Source organism: Butyrivibrio sp. NATIVEDY162 (assembly GCF_045999815.1).
In the GTDB taxonomy this organism is placed as follows: domain Bacteria; phylum Bacillota; class Clostridia; order Lachnospirales; family Lachnospiraceae; genus Butyrivibrio.
On sequence record NZ_CP172573.1, the window covers coordinates 2280894 to 2298097 of the forward strand.

14 protein-coding genes, 2 tRNA genes and 1 other annotated feature are annotated in these 17204 nt (G+C 39.5%); of the genes, 7 read left to right on the forward strand and 9 right to left on the reverse strand.

Translation table 11 applies throughout. The features are described 5' to 3' along the window. Nucleotides 1-61 precede the first annotated feature (61 nt). Nucleotides 62-3253 carry an isoleucine--tRNA ligase gene (gene ileS / locus ACHCNF_RS09895; RefSeq protein ID WP_408069642.1) on the reverse strand — a complete coding sequence of 1064 codons (3192 nt, stop codon included), beginning with the start codon at nt 3251-3253 and terminating at the stop codon, nt 62-64. 35 nt (nt 3254-3288) lie between these two features. Then, nucleotides 3289-3539: a binding site (T-box leader), on the reverse strand. A gap of 67 nt (nt 3540-3606) precedes the next feature. Beyond that, nucleotides 3607-6027, reverse strand: a complete 2421-nt coding sequence (locus ACHCNF_RS09900) for a phosphatase PAP2 family protein (RefSeq protein ID WP_408069643.1) — start codon at nt 6025-6027, stop codon at nt 3607-3609. A 127-nt stretch (nt 6028-6154) separates the two neighbouring features. On the opposite strand from ACHCNF_RS09900, the gene ACHCNF_RS09905 reads away from it, so the two are divergent. Continuing rightward, entirely contained in the window at nt 6155-6976 is an 822-nt protein-coding gene (locus ACHCNF_RS09905) for a TrmH family RNA methyltransferase (RefSeq protein WP_408069644.1), read from the forward strand. On the opposite strand, the gene ACHCNF_RS09910 is transcribed toward ACHCNF_RS09905, so the two are convergent. Then, nucleotides 6977-7882, reverse strand: coding sequence for a tRNA modification radical SAM protein MnmL/YtqA (locus ACHCNF_RS09910; RefSeq protein WP_408069645.1), 906 nt, complete (start codon nt 7880-7882; stop codon nt 6977-6979). 147 nt (nt 7883-8029) lie between these two features. On the opposite strand from ACHCNF_RS09910, the gene ACHCNF_RS09915 reads away from it, so the two are divergent. Continuing rightward, nucleotides 8030-8102: transfer RNA gene (locus tag ACHCNF_RS09915), tRNA-Gly, on the forward strand. Between the two features lie 51 nt (nt 8103-8153). Continuing rightward, nucleotides 8154-8226, forward strand: a tRNA-Gly gene (locus tag ACHCNF_RS09920). Nucleotides 8227-8374: 148 nt separating this feature from the next. On the opposite strand, the gene ACHCNF_RS09925 is transcribed toward ACHCNF_RS09920, so the two are convergent. Next, entirely contained in the window at nt 8375-9607 is a 1233-nt protein-coding gene (locus tag ACHCNF_RS09925) for a MerR family transcriptional regulator (protein ID WP_408069646.1), read from the reverse strand. A gap of 165 nt (nt 9608-9772) precedes the next feature. Between ACHCNF_RS09925 and ACHCNF_RS09930 the strand changes: the two genes are divergently transcribed. Both ACHCNF_RS09930 and ACHCNF_RS09935 read left to right on the forward strand, forming a co-directional pair. Beyond that, nucleotides 9773-10411 carry an HDOD domain-containing protein gene (locus ACHCNF_RS09930; protein WP_408069647.1) on the forward strand — a complete coding sequence of 213 codons (639 nt, stop codon included), beginning with the start codon at nt 9773-9775 and terminating at the stop codon, nt 10409-10411. 85 nt (nt 10412-10496) lie between these two features. Next, nucleotides 10497-11039 carry an NUDIX hydrolase gene (locus ACHCNF_RS09935; RefSeq protein ID WP_408069648.1) on the forward strand — a complete coding sequence of 181 codons (543 nt, stop codon included), beginning with the start codon at nt 10497-10499 and terminating at the stop codon, nt 11037-11039. 235 nt (nt 11040-11274) lie between these two features. Here ACHCNF_RS09935 and ACHCNF_RS09940 read toward each other — a convergent pair whose 3' ends face one another. From ACHCNF_RS09940 to nudC, 4 genes are all read right to left on the reverse strand, one after another. Continuing rightward, nucleotides 11275-11604, reverse strand: a complete 330-nt coding sequence (locus tag ACHCNF_RS09940; RefSeq protein WP_408069649.1) for a hypothetical protein — start codon at nt 11602-11604, stop codon at nt 11275-11277. A 93-nt stretch (nt 11605-11697) separates the two neighbouring features. After that, nucleotides 11698-12309 (reverse strand): sugar O-acetyltransferase, encoded by a 612-nt coding sequence (locus tag ACHCNF_RS09945; protein WP_408069650.1) that lies wholly within the window; start codon nt 12307-12309, stop codon nt 11698-11700. A gap of 24 nt (nt 12310-12333) precedes the next feature. After that, nucleotides 12334-12819, reverse strand: a complete 486-nt coding sequence (locus ACHCNF_RS09950; protein WP_408069651.1) for a hypothetical protein — start codon at nt 12817-12819, stop codon at nt 12334-12336. A gap of 42 nt (nt 12820-12861) precedes the next feature. Continuing rightward, on the reverse strand, nt 12862-13743 hold the full coding sequence (gene nudC / locus ACHCNF_RS09955; RefSeq protein WP_408069652.1) for an NAD(+) diphosphatase: 882 nt from the start codon (nt 13741-13743) through the stop codon (nt 12862-12864). A gap of 87 nt (nt 13744-13830) precedes the next feature. On the opposite strand from nudC, the gene ACHCNF_RS09960 reads away from it, so the two are divergent. Then, the gene (locus ACHCNF_RS09960; protein ID WP_408069653.1) at nt 13831-14223 is read left to right on the forward strand and encodes a pyridoxamine 5'-phosphate oxidase family protein; all 393 of its coding nucleotides are present in this window, start codon (nt 13831-13833) and stop codon (nt 14221-14223) included. A gap of 123 nt (nt 14224-14346) precedes the next feature. Here the strand turns inward: ACHCNF_RS09960 and ACHCNF_RS09965 are convergent, their stop codons facing one another. After that, the gene (locus tag ACHCNF_RS09965) at nt 14347-15636 is read right to left on the reverse strand and encodes a class I SAM-dependent rRNA methyltransferase (protein WP_408069654.1); all 1290 of its coding nucleotides are present in this window, start codon (nt 15634-15636) and stop codon (nt 14347-14349) included. 219 nt (nt 15637-15855) lie between these two features. Between ACHCNF_RS09965 and ACHCNF_RS09970 the strand changes: the two genes are divergently transcribed. Beyond that, nucleotides 15856-17187, forward strand: a complete 1332-nt coding sequence (locus ACHCNF_RS09970) for an MATE family efflux transporter (protein ID WP_408069655.1) — start codon at nt 15856-15858, stop codon at nt 17185-17187. Nucleotides 17188-17204: the final 17 nt, after the last annotated feature.

The following is a 17204-nucleotide window of genomic DNA, read 5'->3' on the forward strand; positions in this document are numbered from 1 at the left end:
CCCGGATTGTATTTATAATCACAATCCGGGCGTATTTTATATATTCATTATCAAAACTATCTTAAATCTTTTCAACGCCGATAGTTACTTTCTCGCCATTGATATCCCACTCTTTAGCGTTTGCTACATCTGAGCCATAAACCAATTCGCTTGCAAGTACCTTTGTTGAAATAGAATCAGCATTTTCCTTGACTATCTGCGCAATCTTATCGTTTCCGTTTACAGAAAGTTTGATATGGTCCATTACTTCAAAACCAGACTCTTTACGCATAGTCTGAACCTTAGAAATCACCTCATACATGAAACCTTCGTTGAGAAGTTCCTCTGAAAGGTTAGTATCAAGAACAACAGTAATTCCGTGATCCTCAGTGCTCTCAAAGCCTTCCTTCTGAGCCATATCGATAAGAAGATCATCTTCTGTAAGTTCTACAGCAGTTCCATTTACGTCAAACTTAAGTGCACCGTTTGCCTTAAGTTCATCCATTGCAGCATTTCCATCAAGTGAACCCAAATACTCTTTTATTCCGCCGAGTACTTTTCCGTACTTAGGTCCTACAGTCTTGAGCTGAGGCTTAAATGTATATGTTGTAAAGTCTCTTACATCATCTGCAAAGACTACCTTCTTTACATTAAGCTCGTCTTCAATAATCTCCTGATAGAAATCAGATACAGTCTTCTCTGCCTTTACATACATCTGTCCGATAGGCTGACGGTTCTTGATTGCTGCAGCGTTACGACATGCACGTCCAAGAACAACTATCTGGAGTACCTCATCCATGTTTTCCTCAAGATCCTTGTCGATAAAGCTCTCGTCAACAGCAGGGAAGTCACAAAGATGTATGGACTCCGGAGCTGAGCTGTCGCTTGTTCTTACAAGGTTCTGATAAATTGACTCTGTCATGAAAGGAACCATAGGCGCTGCTGCCTTACATACATTTACAAGTGCTGTATATAGAGTCATGTAGGCAGAAATCTTATCCTGTTCCATTCCCTTAGCCCAGAAACGCTCACGACATCTTCTTACATACCAGTTAGAAAGGTCATCAACAAATGCATCAAGTGCCTTTCCAGCCTCAGGAATTCTGTAATTTTCAAGGTTCTTATCAACCTCTCCGATCATTGTATTCATCTTGGAGAGAATCCACTTATCCATTACTGTAAGCTTATCCTTCTCAAGTGAGTACTTAGATGCATCGAAGCCGTCAATATTTGCATAAAGTACAAAGAATGCATATGTGTTCCAAAGTGTACCAAGGAACTTTCTCTGTCCCTCCTGAACTGTCTTACCTGCAAATCTTGAAGGAAGCCAGGGTGCACTGTTTGTATAGAAGTACCATCTGATAGCGTCTGCGCCATACTTCTCAAGAGCGTCAAAAGGATCAACAGCATTGCCCTTTGACTTACTCATCTTCTGGCCATTCTCATCCTGCACAAGGCCGAGTACTATAACATTTTTAAATGCAGGCTTATTGAAAAGAAGTGTTGCCTCAGCGTGAAGTGAGTAGAACCATCCTCTTGTCTGGTCTACAGCCTCAGAAATGAACTGAGCAGGAAACTGCTTCTCAAAGAGCTCCTTATTTTCAAAAGGATAGTGAAGCTGTGCAAAAGGCATAGCTCCTGAGTCAAACCAGCAGTCAATAACTTCCTTAACTCTGTGCATCTTCTTGCCACACTTAGGACAAGTGATCTCGTATTTATCTATATAAGGTCTGTGAAGCTCAACCGTCTGCGCAGAAGGATCTCCTGAAAGTTCTGCAAGCTCTTTTCTTGATCCTACTGAAAGCTGATGTCCGCAGTCATCACACTCCCAAATGTTGAGAGGCGTTCCCCAATATCTGTCACGGGAGATACCCCAATCCTGGATATTCTCAAGCCAGTCACCAAAACGTCCCTTACCGATTGATTCAGGAACCCAGTTGATTTCCTTGTTATTGCGGATAAGGTCATCCTTTACCTCTGTAACCTTTATAAACCATGAGGAACGGGCATAGTAAAGCAGAGGTGTTCCACATCTCCAGCAGTGAGGATAGTCGTGCTCCATCTTAGGTGCTGAGAAGAGAAGCTTTCTGCCATCAAGGTCCTTAAGTACCTCGGGGTCAGCACTTACAGCGCCCTCATCCATTTCCTTCTGAGTAGGCTTGCAGCGCATTCCTGCAAAAGGTGTCTCAGGCTTAAGTCTTCCTTCACCATCAACCATCTGTACAAGAGGTGCGTCATATTTTCTACCAACGCGGGCATCATCTTCACCAAATGCAGGAGCTATATGAACTATACCTGTACCATCGGACATCGTTACATAGTTATCACAATAGATGAAAAATGCCTTCTTGTGCTGCTTCTCAGTTTCATCAGCTGCGCACTGGTAAAGAGGTTCATATTCTTTATACTCAAGGTCAGTTCCCACGTAGGTCTCAAGAACCTCGTAAGCCTTCTCGCCTTCTTCCTTGGCAAGTGATCCAAGTACATTATCTGCAAGTGCCTCTGCAAGATAATATGTATATCCGTCTGCTGCCTTAACCTTGATATATTTTTCATCAGGGTTTACGCAAAGTCCGATGTTGGAAGGAAGTGTCCAAGGGGTTGTTGTCCATGCAAGAAAATATGCATCCTCTCCCTTAACCTTAAAACGTACAACAGCTGTGCGCTCTTTAAGAGTCTTGTAACCCTGAGCAACCTCGTGAGAAGAAAGAGGTGTGCCACAGCGAGGGCAATAAGGAACTACCTTAAATCCTTTATACAGAAGACCTTTTTTCCAGATCTCATTCAGAGCCCACCACTCAGATTCAATGAAGTTATCATCATATGTGATATATGGGTGATCCATGTCTGCCCAGAAGCCGACTGTACCGGAGAAATCTTCCCACATTCCCTTATATTTCCATACAGATTCCTTACATTTTTTGATGAAGGGCTCCATTCCGTACTCTTCGATCTGCTCTTTTCCATCAAGACCGAGGAGTTTCTCAACCTCAAGCTCAACCGGAAGACCATGTGTATCCCAGCCTGCCTTACGGGGAACTGTGTATCCCTTCATTGTGCGATATCTCGGAATCATATCTTTAATAGCACGTGTAAGTACGTGTCCGATATGGGGCTTACCGTTTGCTGTCGGCGGTCCATCATAGAACATGTACATCTCGCCCTTGCTTCTGGTGTCTACGCTCTTCTGGAAAATGTTTTGATCTTTCCAGAATTTCTCGACTTCCTTTTCACGGGCGACAAAATTCATATCAGTATCAACCTTCTTATACATCTTTTGCTCCTTTCGCAAAAAAAGACCCGTCCTGTAAAAAGGACGAGTCTGAACTCGCTGTACCACCTGTTTACGCATACTCCCCGAATCAACGGTTTTATATGTTTCTCCGTAACGGGGAGACTCCGTCACGACCTAATAAGTAATCAGTAACAATATCATCATTACTTTTCAGTCATGCAGCTCAGAAGTGATTTTCTACATTCTGTAATCGCACCTGTTCGCACCACCCACAGGCTCTCTGAAGCTTTCCATGAATATATACTGTCTTCGTCATTGCTTTTCCTATATAATTAAAAATTATTTTATTCACAGAATTAAAAAAAGTCAATAGTAAGCATTTATTTTTATAGTCATTCTTTATAATAAACACTTTCCTTTTCATAGAATATAACCGCTCCGTCCTTATATGGCGAACCATCATGCGGATAAAGGATGTCAGGGTCAACGGTTATTGGCAAAATCTCAACATTCTGCTCATCGCTCATCAGCCTTCTCGTATTTTCCAGCATAATCTCACCGTACTGCTGGGCTGTATTATTTCTGAGGCTCATAACTGCTGCAGAGGTAAGGTACCTTTCAGGAAATAGGATCACCACCCTGATACATGCTGCTACTATCATGAAAACTGCTGCAACACTAAGTGTTCTAAGAAGCGACTTGTTATATCCACGTTGTTTTCGCGAAAAAAGCCATCCCATAAAATAAAACACATTCAATACAATGAGCAGGATAAAAACATAGAAAACCGAATTTGATACTCTGTTAACACCAAGCTGCTCTTCTATGTATACTTTTGTAATATCTGAGCTGCCAATAAATGCAAAAGGGGCATACAGAGCTGAAATCAGGCAATAACTAAGTACAGAGATCACTCCCGGTAAAGGAAACCTGAAATGTACCTTATCCTTTTTCTGTAATTCATAAAAGGTTCTCCATATAAGTATTCCTGCGATGATTACAAATCCCAAAACTTCAAAATTTATGTGCCTGAGAATAAAATGAAATCCCAGGACAAAAGAATTTCTAACCGTAACAAACACGCTATTCTTTACGGAGTTCGCCATTGCCATTCGGTTTCTATTACCGGGTGACAGAAGGTTTAGCGCGGTTCCAATCAGGAAAACTGCTGATGGAATAAGGGCTCTTTTAATTATCACTATGTCCTTATTTCCAAACAGCAGCTGACATAGCAGCGCAAATAAAATCGCCATAATAAGGAAAAGCAAGCCACCAAAAACAGTAATATTATTTACTCCTGCTGCCAGAAATCCGACGAAAGAAGAAATTATAATTAATGGCACAGATTCTTTTATCGAATAAGAACTCTTTAAAAGAAGTGCAAGAAAAAGCACAAATAGCGCATGTCCGAAAGTATAATGAACAGCGCTGTTATACCAGGTAAAGCCTTCTGCTTTTCCATCCACAAGCTCGACAGAAATAAAAAATGTCAGTATAAAAAGAATATAATTCATCCGATTCATTTTTAAGACATCTTTTCCCATCACTTTAAAAAGCGCAAAGTATGATATAAACATTGCTCCAAGCATAATAAATGATGTCAGATGGTAATATTCCGTCTTGAAAACCGCAGGATGAAGTTCCATCAAAAAACATGAGGTATATGTTCCCTGCCATCCAAAATATGTATCGATCGTATCTGCAAAGGCTGCTCCTATTGCATTAATCACTGATCCTGTATGAACAAATGCCCTGTGCGGTAATGCTCCGTAGGTAAAGTCATCTGCCCATGGAAAGGCATATCTTGCCACATAAATTACAGGAATAAGAAACAAAATCACAATTATTGTCAGCAAGCAGCACTTGAATAAATATGATTCATTTTTCGCATTTGTATTTCTCTTAAAATACTTAAAAAGCATCGGATAAACTCCGAGCATCACAAACACAATTATTGTATACCTGACAAATCTTACCATAAATGCTCCCATGGTATTTGATTTAAGAAATTCCTGTGAAAAAGGAAGCTTTAGAAGAAGATTTAATATCAGATAAAAAGCTGCTCCACCCACAATCCTCATAATTATCTCAACCGGTATACGGGTTTCTTCAAAGTTTACAAATCTTTTTTCAAATTCTATAGCCAGATAAAAACCGGCCATAACTCCCATTGCCGTGTAGTAATCATCTGTTTTGCAATAGAAAAAACCAATTGATGAAAATAAAAAGAATATAAAGTTTATCAAAGAGCGTCTCTCTTCACCGGCCTTTTCGTAAATAAACGGGATGATGAATACAATTGCCACGCCTGCTACCCAACCTGTCAAAACATCTGTTGGATAATGGACGCCGACAACAACTCTCGATATACCCACAAGAATCGTAAGAATAACAGCAATAATTGTGGCTATGCGTTTTCGCATATATCCCGCTATTGAACCGTACACAGTTGCTGCATTCATGGAATGCGCACTCGGAAACGAGTATCCCTGCGCTGAAACGTCATCAAGCGGCTCTGATTTTCCCAAAGGCCTAAAACACTGAATATTTTCATGAACCATATAGGGTCTTAGCCTCAGTGCCACATTTTTGATAAGCGGATTGAGAGTTCCTCCCACTACCACGTTTGTTCCGATATAGATGGCAAACCTCTTGTCATAGCACCAATATAAAAAGCCCAATACCAGAATAAAAACAGCCTCTTCTCCAAATGCTGAAAAGTGTGAAATAAAACCGGATCCGGTCTCTCCGAATGTATTTTGCAACCATCCCATCAACTGTGGCTCAAAGTCAAAATAAAAAGTATTCCCCATAAGAACTGAGTCTCCTTAAACTTCATGCTAACTTCTTTATTCTAACAGATGAATTTCTCTATTTCCATTTTGTGCTATACTTTCTTGGATTAGTGTAGACTTTTTTATTTTCACTTTGGGAGAAAAAATGATCAGGATAATAGAAACAGCCAATCTGGAAACAGCTGAGCTTTCAGTTTACAGCGAGCAGTCTGAGGTACAGCTCTATCATATTAATGAACCGGCTCCGGGTATTTTTATTGCCGAGAGTCCAAAGGTAATAGAAAGAGCTTTAACCGCCGGCTATGAGGCGATTTCAGTGCTAATCGAGGATGATCAGATTAGAGGTGAAGCCTCTTTAGTTTTAGAAAAACTCGCGTCCCTTCCATACGATGTTCCTGTATTTTCCGCATCCGACAGCATTCTTACATCCATCACAGGCTTCCATCTGACACGAGGCGTATTATGTGCCATGAAGAGGAGGCTGCTTCCGTCTGTGGATGAGGTTTGCAAAAATGCCAGAAGAATCGCTGTCCTTGAAAATGTAACAAATCCTACTAACGCAGGTGCTATCGTAAGAAGTGCCGCCGCCCTTGGTGTGGATGCTGTTTTATTTTCACATGGCTGCACCGATCCTCTCTATAGACGAGCTATCAGAGTCAGTATGGGAAATATTTTCCTGATTCCGTGGACCTTTCTTCCTGAAGCAGGTAGCATGGAGCTCATTAAGTCGCTTGGATACTCCACTGTAGCCATGGCCCTTAGAAATGATTCCCACTCTATTGGCGATCCAGAGATTACTTCAAAAGAAAAGCTCGCGATATTTCTTGGTGCTGAGGGTGACGGGCTTTTGCCTGAAACCATAGATGCATGCGATTTTTGTGTAAAAATTCCTATGTCGCATGATGTTGATTCCTTAAATGTCGCTGCAGCAAGTGCTGTAGCCTTTTGGGCTCTATGCAATAGTTAATCAACAAAAATAGGTATTAACACTTCTGTTTATTGTATTTAGCACATTCTTTTTGTTCAGACTCCATAAAGGCTCTACCAGAAGTGTTCTTGGTCCATCTCCTGTCATTCGATGGACCACGATATTTTTGGGCAGAATCTTCAAGCTCTCTGCCAATAGTTCCACATGCTCTTCCAATGAAAGAATGTGAAATGGATTTTTCAGGTACTCCTCACACATCTGCGTACCTTTCAAAATCTGGAGATTTTGAAGCTTGATCCCATCCAATTCAGGGGAAAGCTGCGCCAGATATTTTACCGTATTAAGCATATCTTCCTTCGTTTCTTGCGGGAGCCCGAAGATCACATGTACTATAACACTTATTCCGCATTTCTTTAGCCTGTTATATGCATCTTCAAACGTAGCAAGGTCATATCCCCTATGGAAGTTCTCAGCACTCTTTTCATTGACAGTCTGAAGTCCCAATTCAACCCAGACAGGCTTTATCTGTCTAAGCTCAGAAAGCATTTCTATAACATCATCACCCAGGCAATCCGGTCGCGTTCCTATGGAAAGGATCTCAATCTCATCTCTGGTTATTGTATCCATGTATAGCTTTCTTAGCCTGTTTATGTCTCCGTAAGTATTGGTATATGACTGAAAATAGGCTATGAATCTTTTTGCATCTGTCTTGTTACAGATTCTTTTTTTTGCCTCAGCTATCTGCTCATCTATCGTAGCTATTTCAGAGGCAAATTCACCTGAACCACCTTCAGAACAGAATGTACATCCCTTTGTCAGTGGCGTCCCATCTGGAAGTATTATACTTCCATCTCTGTTAGGGCAGGTACATCCTGAACTAAGTGAGAGTCTGTATATTTTTTCACCATATATGGATTTTAAGTAATCTGATAATCTTATAGCCATTTTTTGTTTTATCCTGTAAAAAACCGAAAATACGTTTTTATTTATTGCCTGAAAAAAATCTAAAAATATAATATCAAATTTCTATTGACAATACATATATGGTTGTGTAATATATATTTTGCGTCGCGAAAGCGGCTTCACATATATGCGATAGTAGCTTAGTTGGTAAAGCGCCACCTTGCCAAGGTGGAGACCGCGGGTTCGAGCCCCGTCTATCGCTCTCAAATAACTTAATATTGTAGTAATCGAGCTTATGCTCGTTTACATATACGCGATAGTAGCTTAGTTGGTAAAGCGCCACCTTGCCAAGGTGGAGACCGCGGGTTCGAGCCCCGTCTATCGCTCTAAAGTGAGGACATCCAATCGGATGTCCTTTTTGTTGCGTAGAAGCCTGGGGTGGAACTAGGGGACGGGGTTTGTGGACCATTTCTTGTGCACGGGATAACACAAGAAATGGTCCCTAGACCCCGTCCCCTAGTTCCATACCTGCTATCACTTTGCTTTTTGTTTAGTTGCGATAAATAGCCCAGCATCCTTGGTGATGTGGAATTCATGACTTACCTTTTTCATAATATAATTCTTAAATTCTGCATATCTATTCAGAAGATAGTGGTTCTGATTGCCGTGGCATGAAAAAATATAATCGATTAATGGACCAGAGTCAGTAATGATTATTTCATCTTTGTATTTTTTCAGCTCCACTTCTCCAAATACGCTGCGCAGGATGTCAGCACCATTTTCCAAACCAAATATTTTATACAAGTCATTGCTAGAAAGCACGATCCTATCATCAAAATCTTTTACCAGTTCTCTGATTTCTTTCATGTGGTTACTACTATATGTGCTGCAAACAAGTCTTCCTCCGGGCTTTAGCACTCTGCTTATTTCCTTACATGCAAGATGAATATCGTCACAATAAAAAAGAACGTGCCCCGCAATTACTAAATCAAAGGAATTATCTTCATATGGTATATCATTAAGATCAAATGCTTTGTAAGAAAATGTTAAGTCTCGTAGTTCGTTTGAACATGTTGATACAGCACTTTCTATATTCTGTTTTGCATCATGCAGTATACCTGCAGAGATATCTGAAAGAGTAATTTGAATATCTGTATATTTGTGTTTGGACAATTCACCTATGTTCTCTGCCCATAATGCTCCATTACCGCAACCAAGCTCAAGAATATCCATCCCGGAAGAAATATCACATTCCTGTAATACCCAATTAAACCATCTTTGTTTATTTGTTGAATATTTGTTATGAAGTTCTATCCTGGCAGAAATGTTGCTTGCATTTTGATATTGACTCTTTAAGCTGTTCTCCATTGAAGTCATGTGAATCAGCTCCAGCATCTGCTTCCAATCGGGAGTGGCAGATTTTTCTAAAGCTTTGATGGTGGCATTTACACCTTCTTCAACATTTTTCATTTCATCAATTCTTTCTGAAAGCAGCTTTTTCTGCATCTTAAGGGCATTCAGAATGAAATGATTATCAGCCAGACCATTTGGTATTTCTTTTATTTCATCCAGGGAAAATCCCAGGTACTTTAAAAGCAATATCTGCTGCAGAATTGCAAAATCGTAATCAGTGTAAAATCTTGCACTTGATTCGGTTGTATAAGATGGCGCAAGTAGCCCCTTCTGGTCATAAAACCTTATAGTTCTTATGGATACGTGAGCCATTTTGGCAAATTGTCCGGATGAATAGTAGCCTTTTTTATTCATAAAAGTTTTCTCCGATACAGTAAAAATAGTGCTTGAAGGTTACGTAACGTCACCTTTTATAATCTGAGTATAACATAGAATATTGAATTTCCTCAGAAATTCAGGAAGTCATGGTTATAAGTTCAGTGCGCGCCTGAATATATTCAAGATAAGGAGGACTAACAGATGTTTCCAAGTGCCAAAGAAGCTATGGAAGAGCTAGAAATAGCAAGAAACTTAAATCCCGGACCATGGGTGGATCACTCCAAAAATGTTGGCATAGCAGCTCGTAACATTGCCCAAAAGATCCCTGATATGGATTCAGAGAAAGCTTATATATTCGGGCTTTTGCATGATATCGGAAGAAGATGTAAATTCGGTTTTGTTGATATTCCTACTCACGTATATGAAGTGTATAAGTACTGTATGAAAAAAGGATGGGATGAAGCAGCCAGAATTTGCATGACACATTCCTATCTTCGCATGCAGAATGAGTTTAGCTACGATCCCGAAACAGGACATGAGAAGGCTATCAAAGATTACATAATAAATTGTGGTAAGCCGAATGATTATGACAAGCTGATCCAGCTCTGTGATTCGCTTGCCACAGATTATGGTTTTGTAATTCTGGAAAAAAGATTTGTTGATGTTACAAGACGATACGGAATTATGGAAGGCTATATTAAAGGTTGGGAGATTGCCTTCAAGATTAAAGAAGATTTTGAAGTTCGTATGGGATGTTCTATATATGATGTTCTTCCGGATATAGGCAGAACTACACTTCTCTGTCCTAAACCCTGGAAACCACCGGTAAGCTGTAACTGAAATGAAGATTGTTGATGTGATAGATTGAGGAACCTGTGAAAGAATAAGTAGGATTCATAGGATAAAGTAAATCGGAAAGGACAATATGGAAAATATAATTATGCCTGAAAGGCTTGATAGAAAAGTAATATATGAAAGTGATTTTGTATGTTTGTACGCTGACAAGGTAAAACTTCCAAGTGGCTATATCATTGAAAAGTACCATCAGGTGCATTATCCAAAGGAAGCTGTTTGTGTGACGATTTTTAATGAAAAAGATGAAGTGCTGCTTATTCGCCACAGAAGATATACTGTTGGAAGACTTGAATGGGAAATCCCAGCCGGTAAAATCGAAGAAGGCGAAAGCCCGGAAGAAGCTGCAAGAAGAGAATGTATTGAAGAAACAGGCTGTTCTTTAAAGGACGTAAGTTTTCTTTGTTCTCAAAATCCTGCAAATGGTATGTCAGACTGTATGTGCCACTGCTTTGCGGCCCGAGTAGATACGGAAGGCTCGCTATTCGATACTGATGAAGTTGCATACAAAAAGTGGCTTCCAAAAGAACGAGTGCTTGAGATGCTAAAAAATAATGAAACCAAGGACGGAGTTTCTATGTTGGGCTTATTATATGCATTTCAGTTTTATAAATAACTCTTTGTTTTACGAATTTAATGTCTGTTGGTTATATCACCTTCATTCGTATGATATAACCAACAGAATACTTGTGATTTTTGACACAAAAAAGAACCCGACGCATCAGCAATGTCATCTTATCTTAATGACATTGTTCAGTTGGATGTCCTTTTTTATTGCATAGACCCCCCAGGCCAAATCACCTGGGGGGCTTACTATTGATATTTTTGTTTAAATTAATTTGCCTGTTGTATTACTCAGAAAGTACAGTTTCAGGATTGCTAGCTGTATCATAGTATAGGTAAGTGGTTCTGTAGTAATAGTTTTCAAGCTTAGTATTATCCTTATCGAGCTCAAAGCTGATAATGTGATTGCTGTTTCTTATCTCATTTTCATGTTTTTTAAGAATTGGCGTTGACGCTATTAAGTTGTCATACTCTCTAGTATTGCGATAATACAAAGTAGCAACACCTTTGCCGGAAAGGTACTGCTTTTTCCATATGCACGGAATACTAAAAGTGAGTGATTCCGGATGACCAGTTCCTCTTAATTGGTCATTTTTCTCAAGATACATATAGATCATATTTCCGTCATACACATATTTCAAAAGCGATTTATTGCCATCAAAAACGGTTAAGTCAACATCACAGAAGGAATTCCTTTTAATAATTGTATCTTATCTGTAATCATCCACATCAAACTTCCTGTCTTTGAAGTAGTAGTCCTGGTCTTCCTCAGTTATTTTTCTGACTATTCTGCATGGATTACCTACCGCTATGACATTGTCAGGTAGATCCTTTGTCACTACGCTACCAGCGCCAATAACCACATTGTTACCGATAGTTACTCCGGGCATGATGCAGGAATTACCGCCTATCCATACATTATCTCCAATTGTCACGTCAATTCCGTATTCATAGCCTGAGTTACGAGAATCCGGGTGAATTGGATGCCCGGCGGTGTATATAGATACATTCGGCGCAATCTGTGCATTATCGCCTATCTTGACTCTGGCAACATCCAGAATCACCAGATTATAGTTTGCAAAAAAGTTTTCACCCACTTCAATGTTATAACCATAATCACAATGAAAAGGCGCTTCAATATTTACATTCTCTCCTGTCTTGCCAAGAATGTCCTTTATAAGAATATTCTTTTCATCCTGCTTTTCAGGTTCCAGATTATTAAACTTATAAATTTTCTTCTTAGTTTCCATTCTCTCCTCACCAAGACCGTCCATCCAGGCCTTGTAAGGTAAGTTTGCAAGCATGCGCTCTTTTTGATTCATTTTTACTATATCCTTTATCTATAATTATTCCTTGGGATTCGTTATACCATTCTTTTTCATAAGGTGCTTTAAGAACATTGGCTGAAAAATAAATATCAGAAAAAAACCTACAACAAAGCATATGAATAATGATTTTAGAAACATTGGCCCAAAAGATATCTGTGCCATTCCTCCACTTTGTTTTAAAGCCATAAAGTATGCCAGGCCAACCATTGCAAACGTCATAACCGGAGTAAAAATAATATCTGAAATCAGGCTCTCAAACACTCTGGCGCCAATAGTTTCTCTCTTAAGTCCCAGTTTGTTGCAAAGAACAAATGTAATTTTACCTACGGGAATTACTAAGCATATTATCAGACTGATAACAGAGCTGATTATAAAGCTGACAACAAAGCCCGGAATCGTAAAATGCCCTGACGTGAGCGTTCCTACCAAAGAAAGGCAAAAACTCATCAGAATTCCCATTCTTATAGCCATCTGTCTTCCGATTTTCTTCATCTGATCATCCATCTCTTACCCCCCATAAAACAATTCGAATACAGTTGCAGATTATTAACTAAAAAAAGCAGGATTTTCCTTAAAATACATCATCATTGTACCTGTGAGGCTTAAGTTTTTGGCTTCTTCTCCTATGTCATGCCTCTCAACCCACTCTGCTATAGCGAGCTCATTTTTATCAAGTTTTATCTCATCACTCCCATCAAGCTCGCAGAAATATCCCAGCAGAAGGTTAGAGTCAAACCCCCATGGCTGACTTCCAAAATATCTTATATTTTTTACCCTAACTCCAACTTCCTCCAAAACCTCTCGTCTTACAGTATCTTCCGCAGTTTCTCCTATTTCGCAAAAACCTGCGATAAGAGCATTACCTTTATAAGGTCTGCCTGCATACCTTGTCATCAATATTTTGGTTCCGTTGGTAACACCAACTATTACTGCAGGTGCTATCTTTGGGTAAATGATGTTTCCACAGACAGGACACTTTAACGCTCTTTCAACATCATAGATTTCGGTGTTCTTTCCACATCTTCCACAGAATTTATTATCCCGATACCACATATAAAGATGATAAGCTGTCATTCCTGCATAACACAAATATCCCGGATTTGCCTTTCTTAAGACCCTAATGTCTTCATACTGATAAAATTTCTCCGGATTTTTATTCTCAGATATATTTTGTTCATCAAAACTGTAATCAATATTAACTAAGAAAAATCTGTCCTCATCTATCTCAAAAAGATAAATCAGTTTATTTTTATCTATTTTTATTTCTTCTGCCCGAGGAAATCCAACAGCTCCATTATCCCCTAAAGCGCATAAAACTTCCCTTCCCCGAAATGCCAAAACAATATCGCGGGGCTCAGGAAGTACTCTCTTATACTCGTTCTTAAATTTTTTCGGTAAAATATCCTGTATCATAAATTGATTATACATTATCTTTATTCTGATATGATAGCTTGTTTTTAATATTTCTTCGGCTTATAATATATTTTATACAATCTATTTTGAAGGAGGCATAACATGCAGGAAGTTTATGAGTTTTTAAAAAAGTGCAACACTTATTATTTAGCAACTGTTGAAGGTGATCAGCCCAGAGTTCGTCCCTTTGGTACTGTAGATATTTTCGAAGATAAGCTTTATATTCAGACTGGAAAAGTAAAAGAAGTATCCAAGCAAATTCAGAAGAATCCTAAGGTTGAAATCTGCGGATTCACAGAAGGCAAATGGGTTCGAGTTGCAGGAGAGCTTGTTCGCGATGACAGAGTTGAAGCTAAGAAGCATATGCTTGATGCATATCCTTCTCTTCAGGGAATGTACTCTGCAGAAGATGACAACACAGAGGTTCTTTACTTCAAAAATGCAACTGCTACCTTCTCTTCATTTACTGATGCACCCAGAGTTGTAAAATTCTAAGCATATTCATTTACTAAAAAAATAAAACCATCTCGGATTATTTTTCCGGGATGGTTTTTTGTCGGTTAGTGCATACGTCTCCATTTGTTTTAGCGCATTATTATTTTAGCCTATTTTCACAGATCACATCTCATCGCACACCTGGAAGATGTAGAACTTTAGATAATACGAAGCATCATTTGACCACAAAATAGGATGGTCTGCTGCCTGCTGCCTGAACTCAACCTGCCTTATCTGCTTATGTGCGCTGCGTGCTGCTTCTCTTATTGTTTTGGCAAACAACTCCTCATCCATAAAATGAGAGCAGGAGCATGTAGCAAGAAATCCGCCGTTTTTCACAAGCTTCATGCCTCGAATATTGATCTCACGGTATCCGGTTACAGCTTTTTTGATAGATGCTCTTGACTTGGTAAATGCAGGAGGATCCAGAATCACAACGTCATATGACTCTCCCTGCTTCTCCAGCTCCGGCAACAGTTCAAATACATCCGCACATTTAAAACTGATAACATTTTCCAGTCCATTTAATCTTGCATTCTCATTAGCCTGCTCGCAGCCAAGCTCAGAAGCGTCCACAGAAAGAACCTCTTCAGCTCCTGCTTTTGCACAATTTAGGCCAAATGAACCTGTATGGGTAAAACAGTCCAGAACCTTTTTGCCTCTGCAAAGAGATGCTATTGCTCTTCTGTTGTTCTTCTGATCAAGGAAAAATCCGGTTTTCTGACCATTTTCAACATCAACGTAATACTTTACGCCATTTTCTTCAATCAGGACCTTCGTATCAAAGGGCTCTCCGATGAATCCTTTGATTCTCTCAAGTCCTTCCTGCTCTCGCACCTTTGCGTCGCTTCTTTCATAAATACCGCGGACTGTTATGCCATCCTCCGACAGAACCTTTTTACATATATCAAGAATCCTGCCCTTCATAAGATCGGTTCCCAGCGCCAGCGACTCTATTACAAGCACGTCTGAAAACTTATCAATAGTTATTCCCGGCAAAAAATCAGCTTCACCAAATATCATCCTGCAGGAAAGCTCTTGTAATCTTTTTGTTCTACTCTCCTCTTTATGTGCTCTCTTTTCAGGAATATCAAGAATACTCTCATAACCATATATCTCAGGGCACATTACTGCCTTTCTGTACTCCCAGGCATTTCGTACTCTCACCTCAAGCAGTTCATCGTTAACAGGATGTTCCTTGCGTCTGGACATCATCCTCACACGAATTTTGGAATTGGAATTAATAAATCCATACCCCATGAAATAATCATCATGATCATGGACCTCGACTATTTCTCCATTTTCAAATTTTCCCTCAACTCTGTTTATCTCATTATCAAAAACCCAGGCTCCTCCTGCCTTTATTGTACGGCCTTCACCTTTCTTAAGTATTACCTTTGCATATTCGCTCATTTCTTTTTCCTCTCAAAAGCTGCCTCTACTATGCAGCCCATAACTGATATTTCTTTACATAACATAATAGCATATTCCACCTGATGTTTTGACAATCTTAACTTTTAATGGTATGTTGTTACAAGTTTAATTATGTAGTAGGGCGATTTTTTAACCGCCACGGTTCGGACATCCACAATCCCAGTTCAGGATTGTGGTTTTTTATTTTACGAGGTAATCATGGAAAACGAATTATTTGAGAAAGCACCTATACCAAAAGCCTATATGAAAATGGCTCTTCCTGTTGTAATGGGCATGATCGTAACTCTCATTTACAATCTTGTTGATACATATTTTATAGCACTTACCGGCAATACCGACCTGATAGCCGGAATATCCATCTGTGCTCCGCTTTTTACACTCCTTCTTGCGATAGGAGATATTTTCGGTATCGGTGGAAGCTCAGTAATATCAAGACTTCTTGGCGGTGGTGACACTGAAAAATCATCTGACAGAAGTACTTTTTGTTTCTACTGTTCTATTATTACAGGAATAGTATTTACAATATTCATGCTCATTTTCAGGAAAAATGTACTCTATCTTCTTGGTGCTACAGAGCAGACATATGGATATGCTTCACAGTATTACACATGGCTTGTATTTGGTTCTACATTTGTTATTTTTTCACTGGTTCCGTCAAACCTCTTAAGAACAGAAGGCGCTGCCATGGCATCAATGATTGGCTCTGTCATAGGTACTGTTATCAACATAATCCTTGATCCCATATTTATCTTTCTTCTTGGCTTTGGTGCGGCAGGAGCTGCCATGGCTACGGTAATAGGACAGATTTCAACCTGTCTGTTCTTTGTAATTTTCATAAATAAAAAGAGCAAGGTACTGACTCTTTCCCCAGCTCACTTTAAGCCTGACTTCCCTTCACTTGGTGAAATCCTTGTTATAGGTCTTCCTTCAAGCATAACAAATCTGATGCAGACTGTCGGAATTACCCTTACAAACCGTTTCCTTCAGCCTTATGGAAATGACAATATAGCAGTTATGGGTATAGTTTTAAAAATTGTCAATATTGCTGTACTTGTCATAGTAGGCCTGTCATTTGGAGGGCAGCCCCTTATAGGCTACAATTACGGTGCCCGCAACATGAAGCGTGTCAGAAGTATTATGAAATTCGGTATCGCTGTAACAGCAGGAACTGCTACTTTTATACTGATTGTTCTATCCCTGTTCGCTAATCCAATTGTATCCGGTTTTCTTAAGGAAGAACCCCTTATCAATTTGGGCATTCATATACTTAGAATTCAGCTCCTTGGAATGCCTCTTATGGCTATATGCCTGATATTCATCTGCACCTTCCAGTCAACTGGAAAAGCACTTAGCGCTTTTTTGCTCTCTGCCTGCAGACAGGGACTCATATATCTTCCTGTAATTGTTGTATGTTCAACTCTCATGAATCTGGAAGGAGTAATCATTGCCCAGGCTATATCAGATATTATTACAACTGCTGTAGCTCTGATAATCTTCAGAATTGGTCTGTATAAAGACATAAAGTCCTGATTATCCTGTCTTTATTT

Coding starts and splice junctions, on each gene's coding strand:
- ileS (WP_408069642.1), bottom strand. CDS start 3,253: ATGTATAAGAAGGTTGATACTGATATGAATTTTGTCGCCCGTGAAAAG.
- ACHCNF_RS09900 (WP_408069643.1), bottom strand. CDS start 6,027: ATGGGGAATACTTTTTATTTTGACTTTGAGCCACAGTTGATGGGATGG.
- ACHCNF_RS09905 (WP_408069644.1), top strand. CDS start 6,155: ATGATCAGGATAATAGAAACAGCCAATCTGGAAACAGCTGAGCTTTCA.
- ACHCNF_RS09910 (WP_408069645.1), bottom strand. CDS start 7,882: ATGGCTATAAGATTATCAGATTACTTAAAATCCATATATGGTGAAAAA.
- ACHCNF_RS09925 (WP_408069646.1), bottom strand. CDS start 9,607: ATGAATAAAAAAGGCTACTATTCATCCGGACAATTTGCCAAAATGGCT.
- ACHCNF_RS09930 (WP_408069647.1), top strand. CDS start 9,773: ATGTTTCCAAGTGCCAAAGAAGCTATGGAAGAGCTAGAAATAGCAAGA.
- ACHCNF_RS09935 (WP_408069648.1), top strand. CDS start 10,497: ATGGAAAATATAATTATGCCTGAAAGGCTTGATAGAAAAGTAATATAT.
- ACHCNF_RS09940 (WP_408069649.1), bottom strand. CDS start 11,604: ATGATCTATATGTATCTTGAGAAAAATGACCAATTAAGAGGAACTGGT.
- ACHCNF_RS09945 (WP_408069650.1), bottom strand. CDS start 12,309: ATGAATCAAAAAGAGCGCATGCTTGCAAACTTACCTTACAAGGCCTGG.
- ACHCNF_RS09950 (WP_408069651.1), bottom strand. CDS start 12,819: ATGGATGATCAGATGAAGAAAATCGGAAGACAGATGGCTATAAGAATG.
- nudC (WP_408069652.1), bottom strand. CDS start 13,743: ATGTATAATCAATTTATGATACAGGATATTTTACCGAAAAAATTTAAG.
- ACHCNF_RS09960 (WP_408069653.1), top strand. CDS start 13,831: ATGCAGGAAGTTTATGAGTTTTTAAAAAAGTGCAACACTTATTATTTA.
- ACHCNF_RS09965 (WP_408069654.1), bottom strand. CDS start 15,636: ATGAGCGAATATGCAAAGGTAATACTTAAGAAAGGTGAAGGCCGTACA.
- ACHCNF_RS09970 (WP_408069655.1), top strand. CDS start 15,856: ATGGAAAACGAATTATTTGAGAAAGCACCTATACCAAAAGCCTATATG.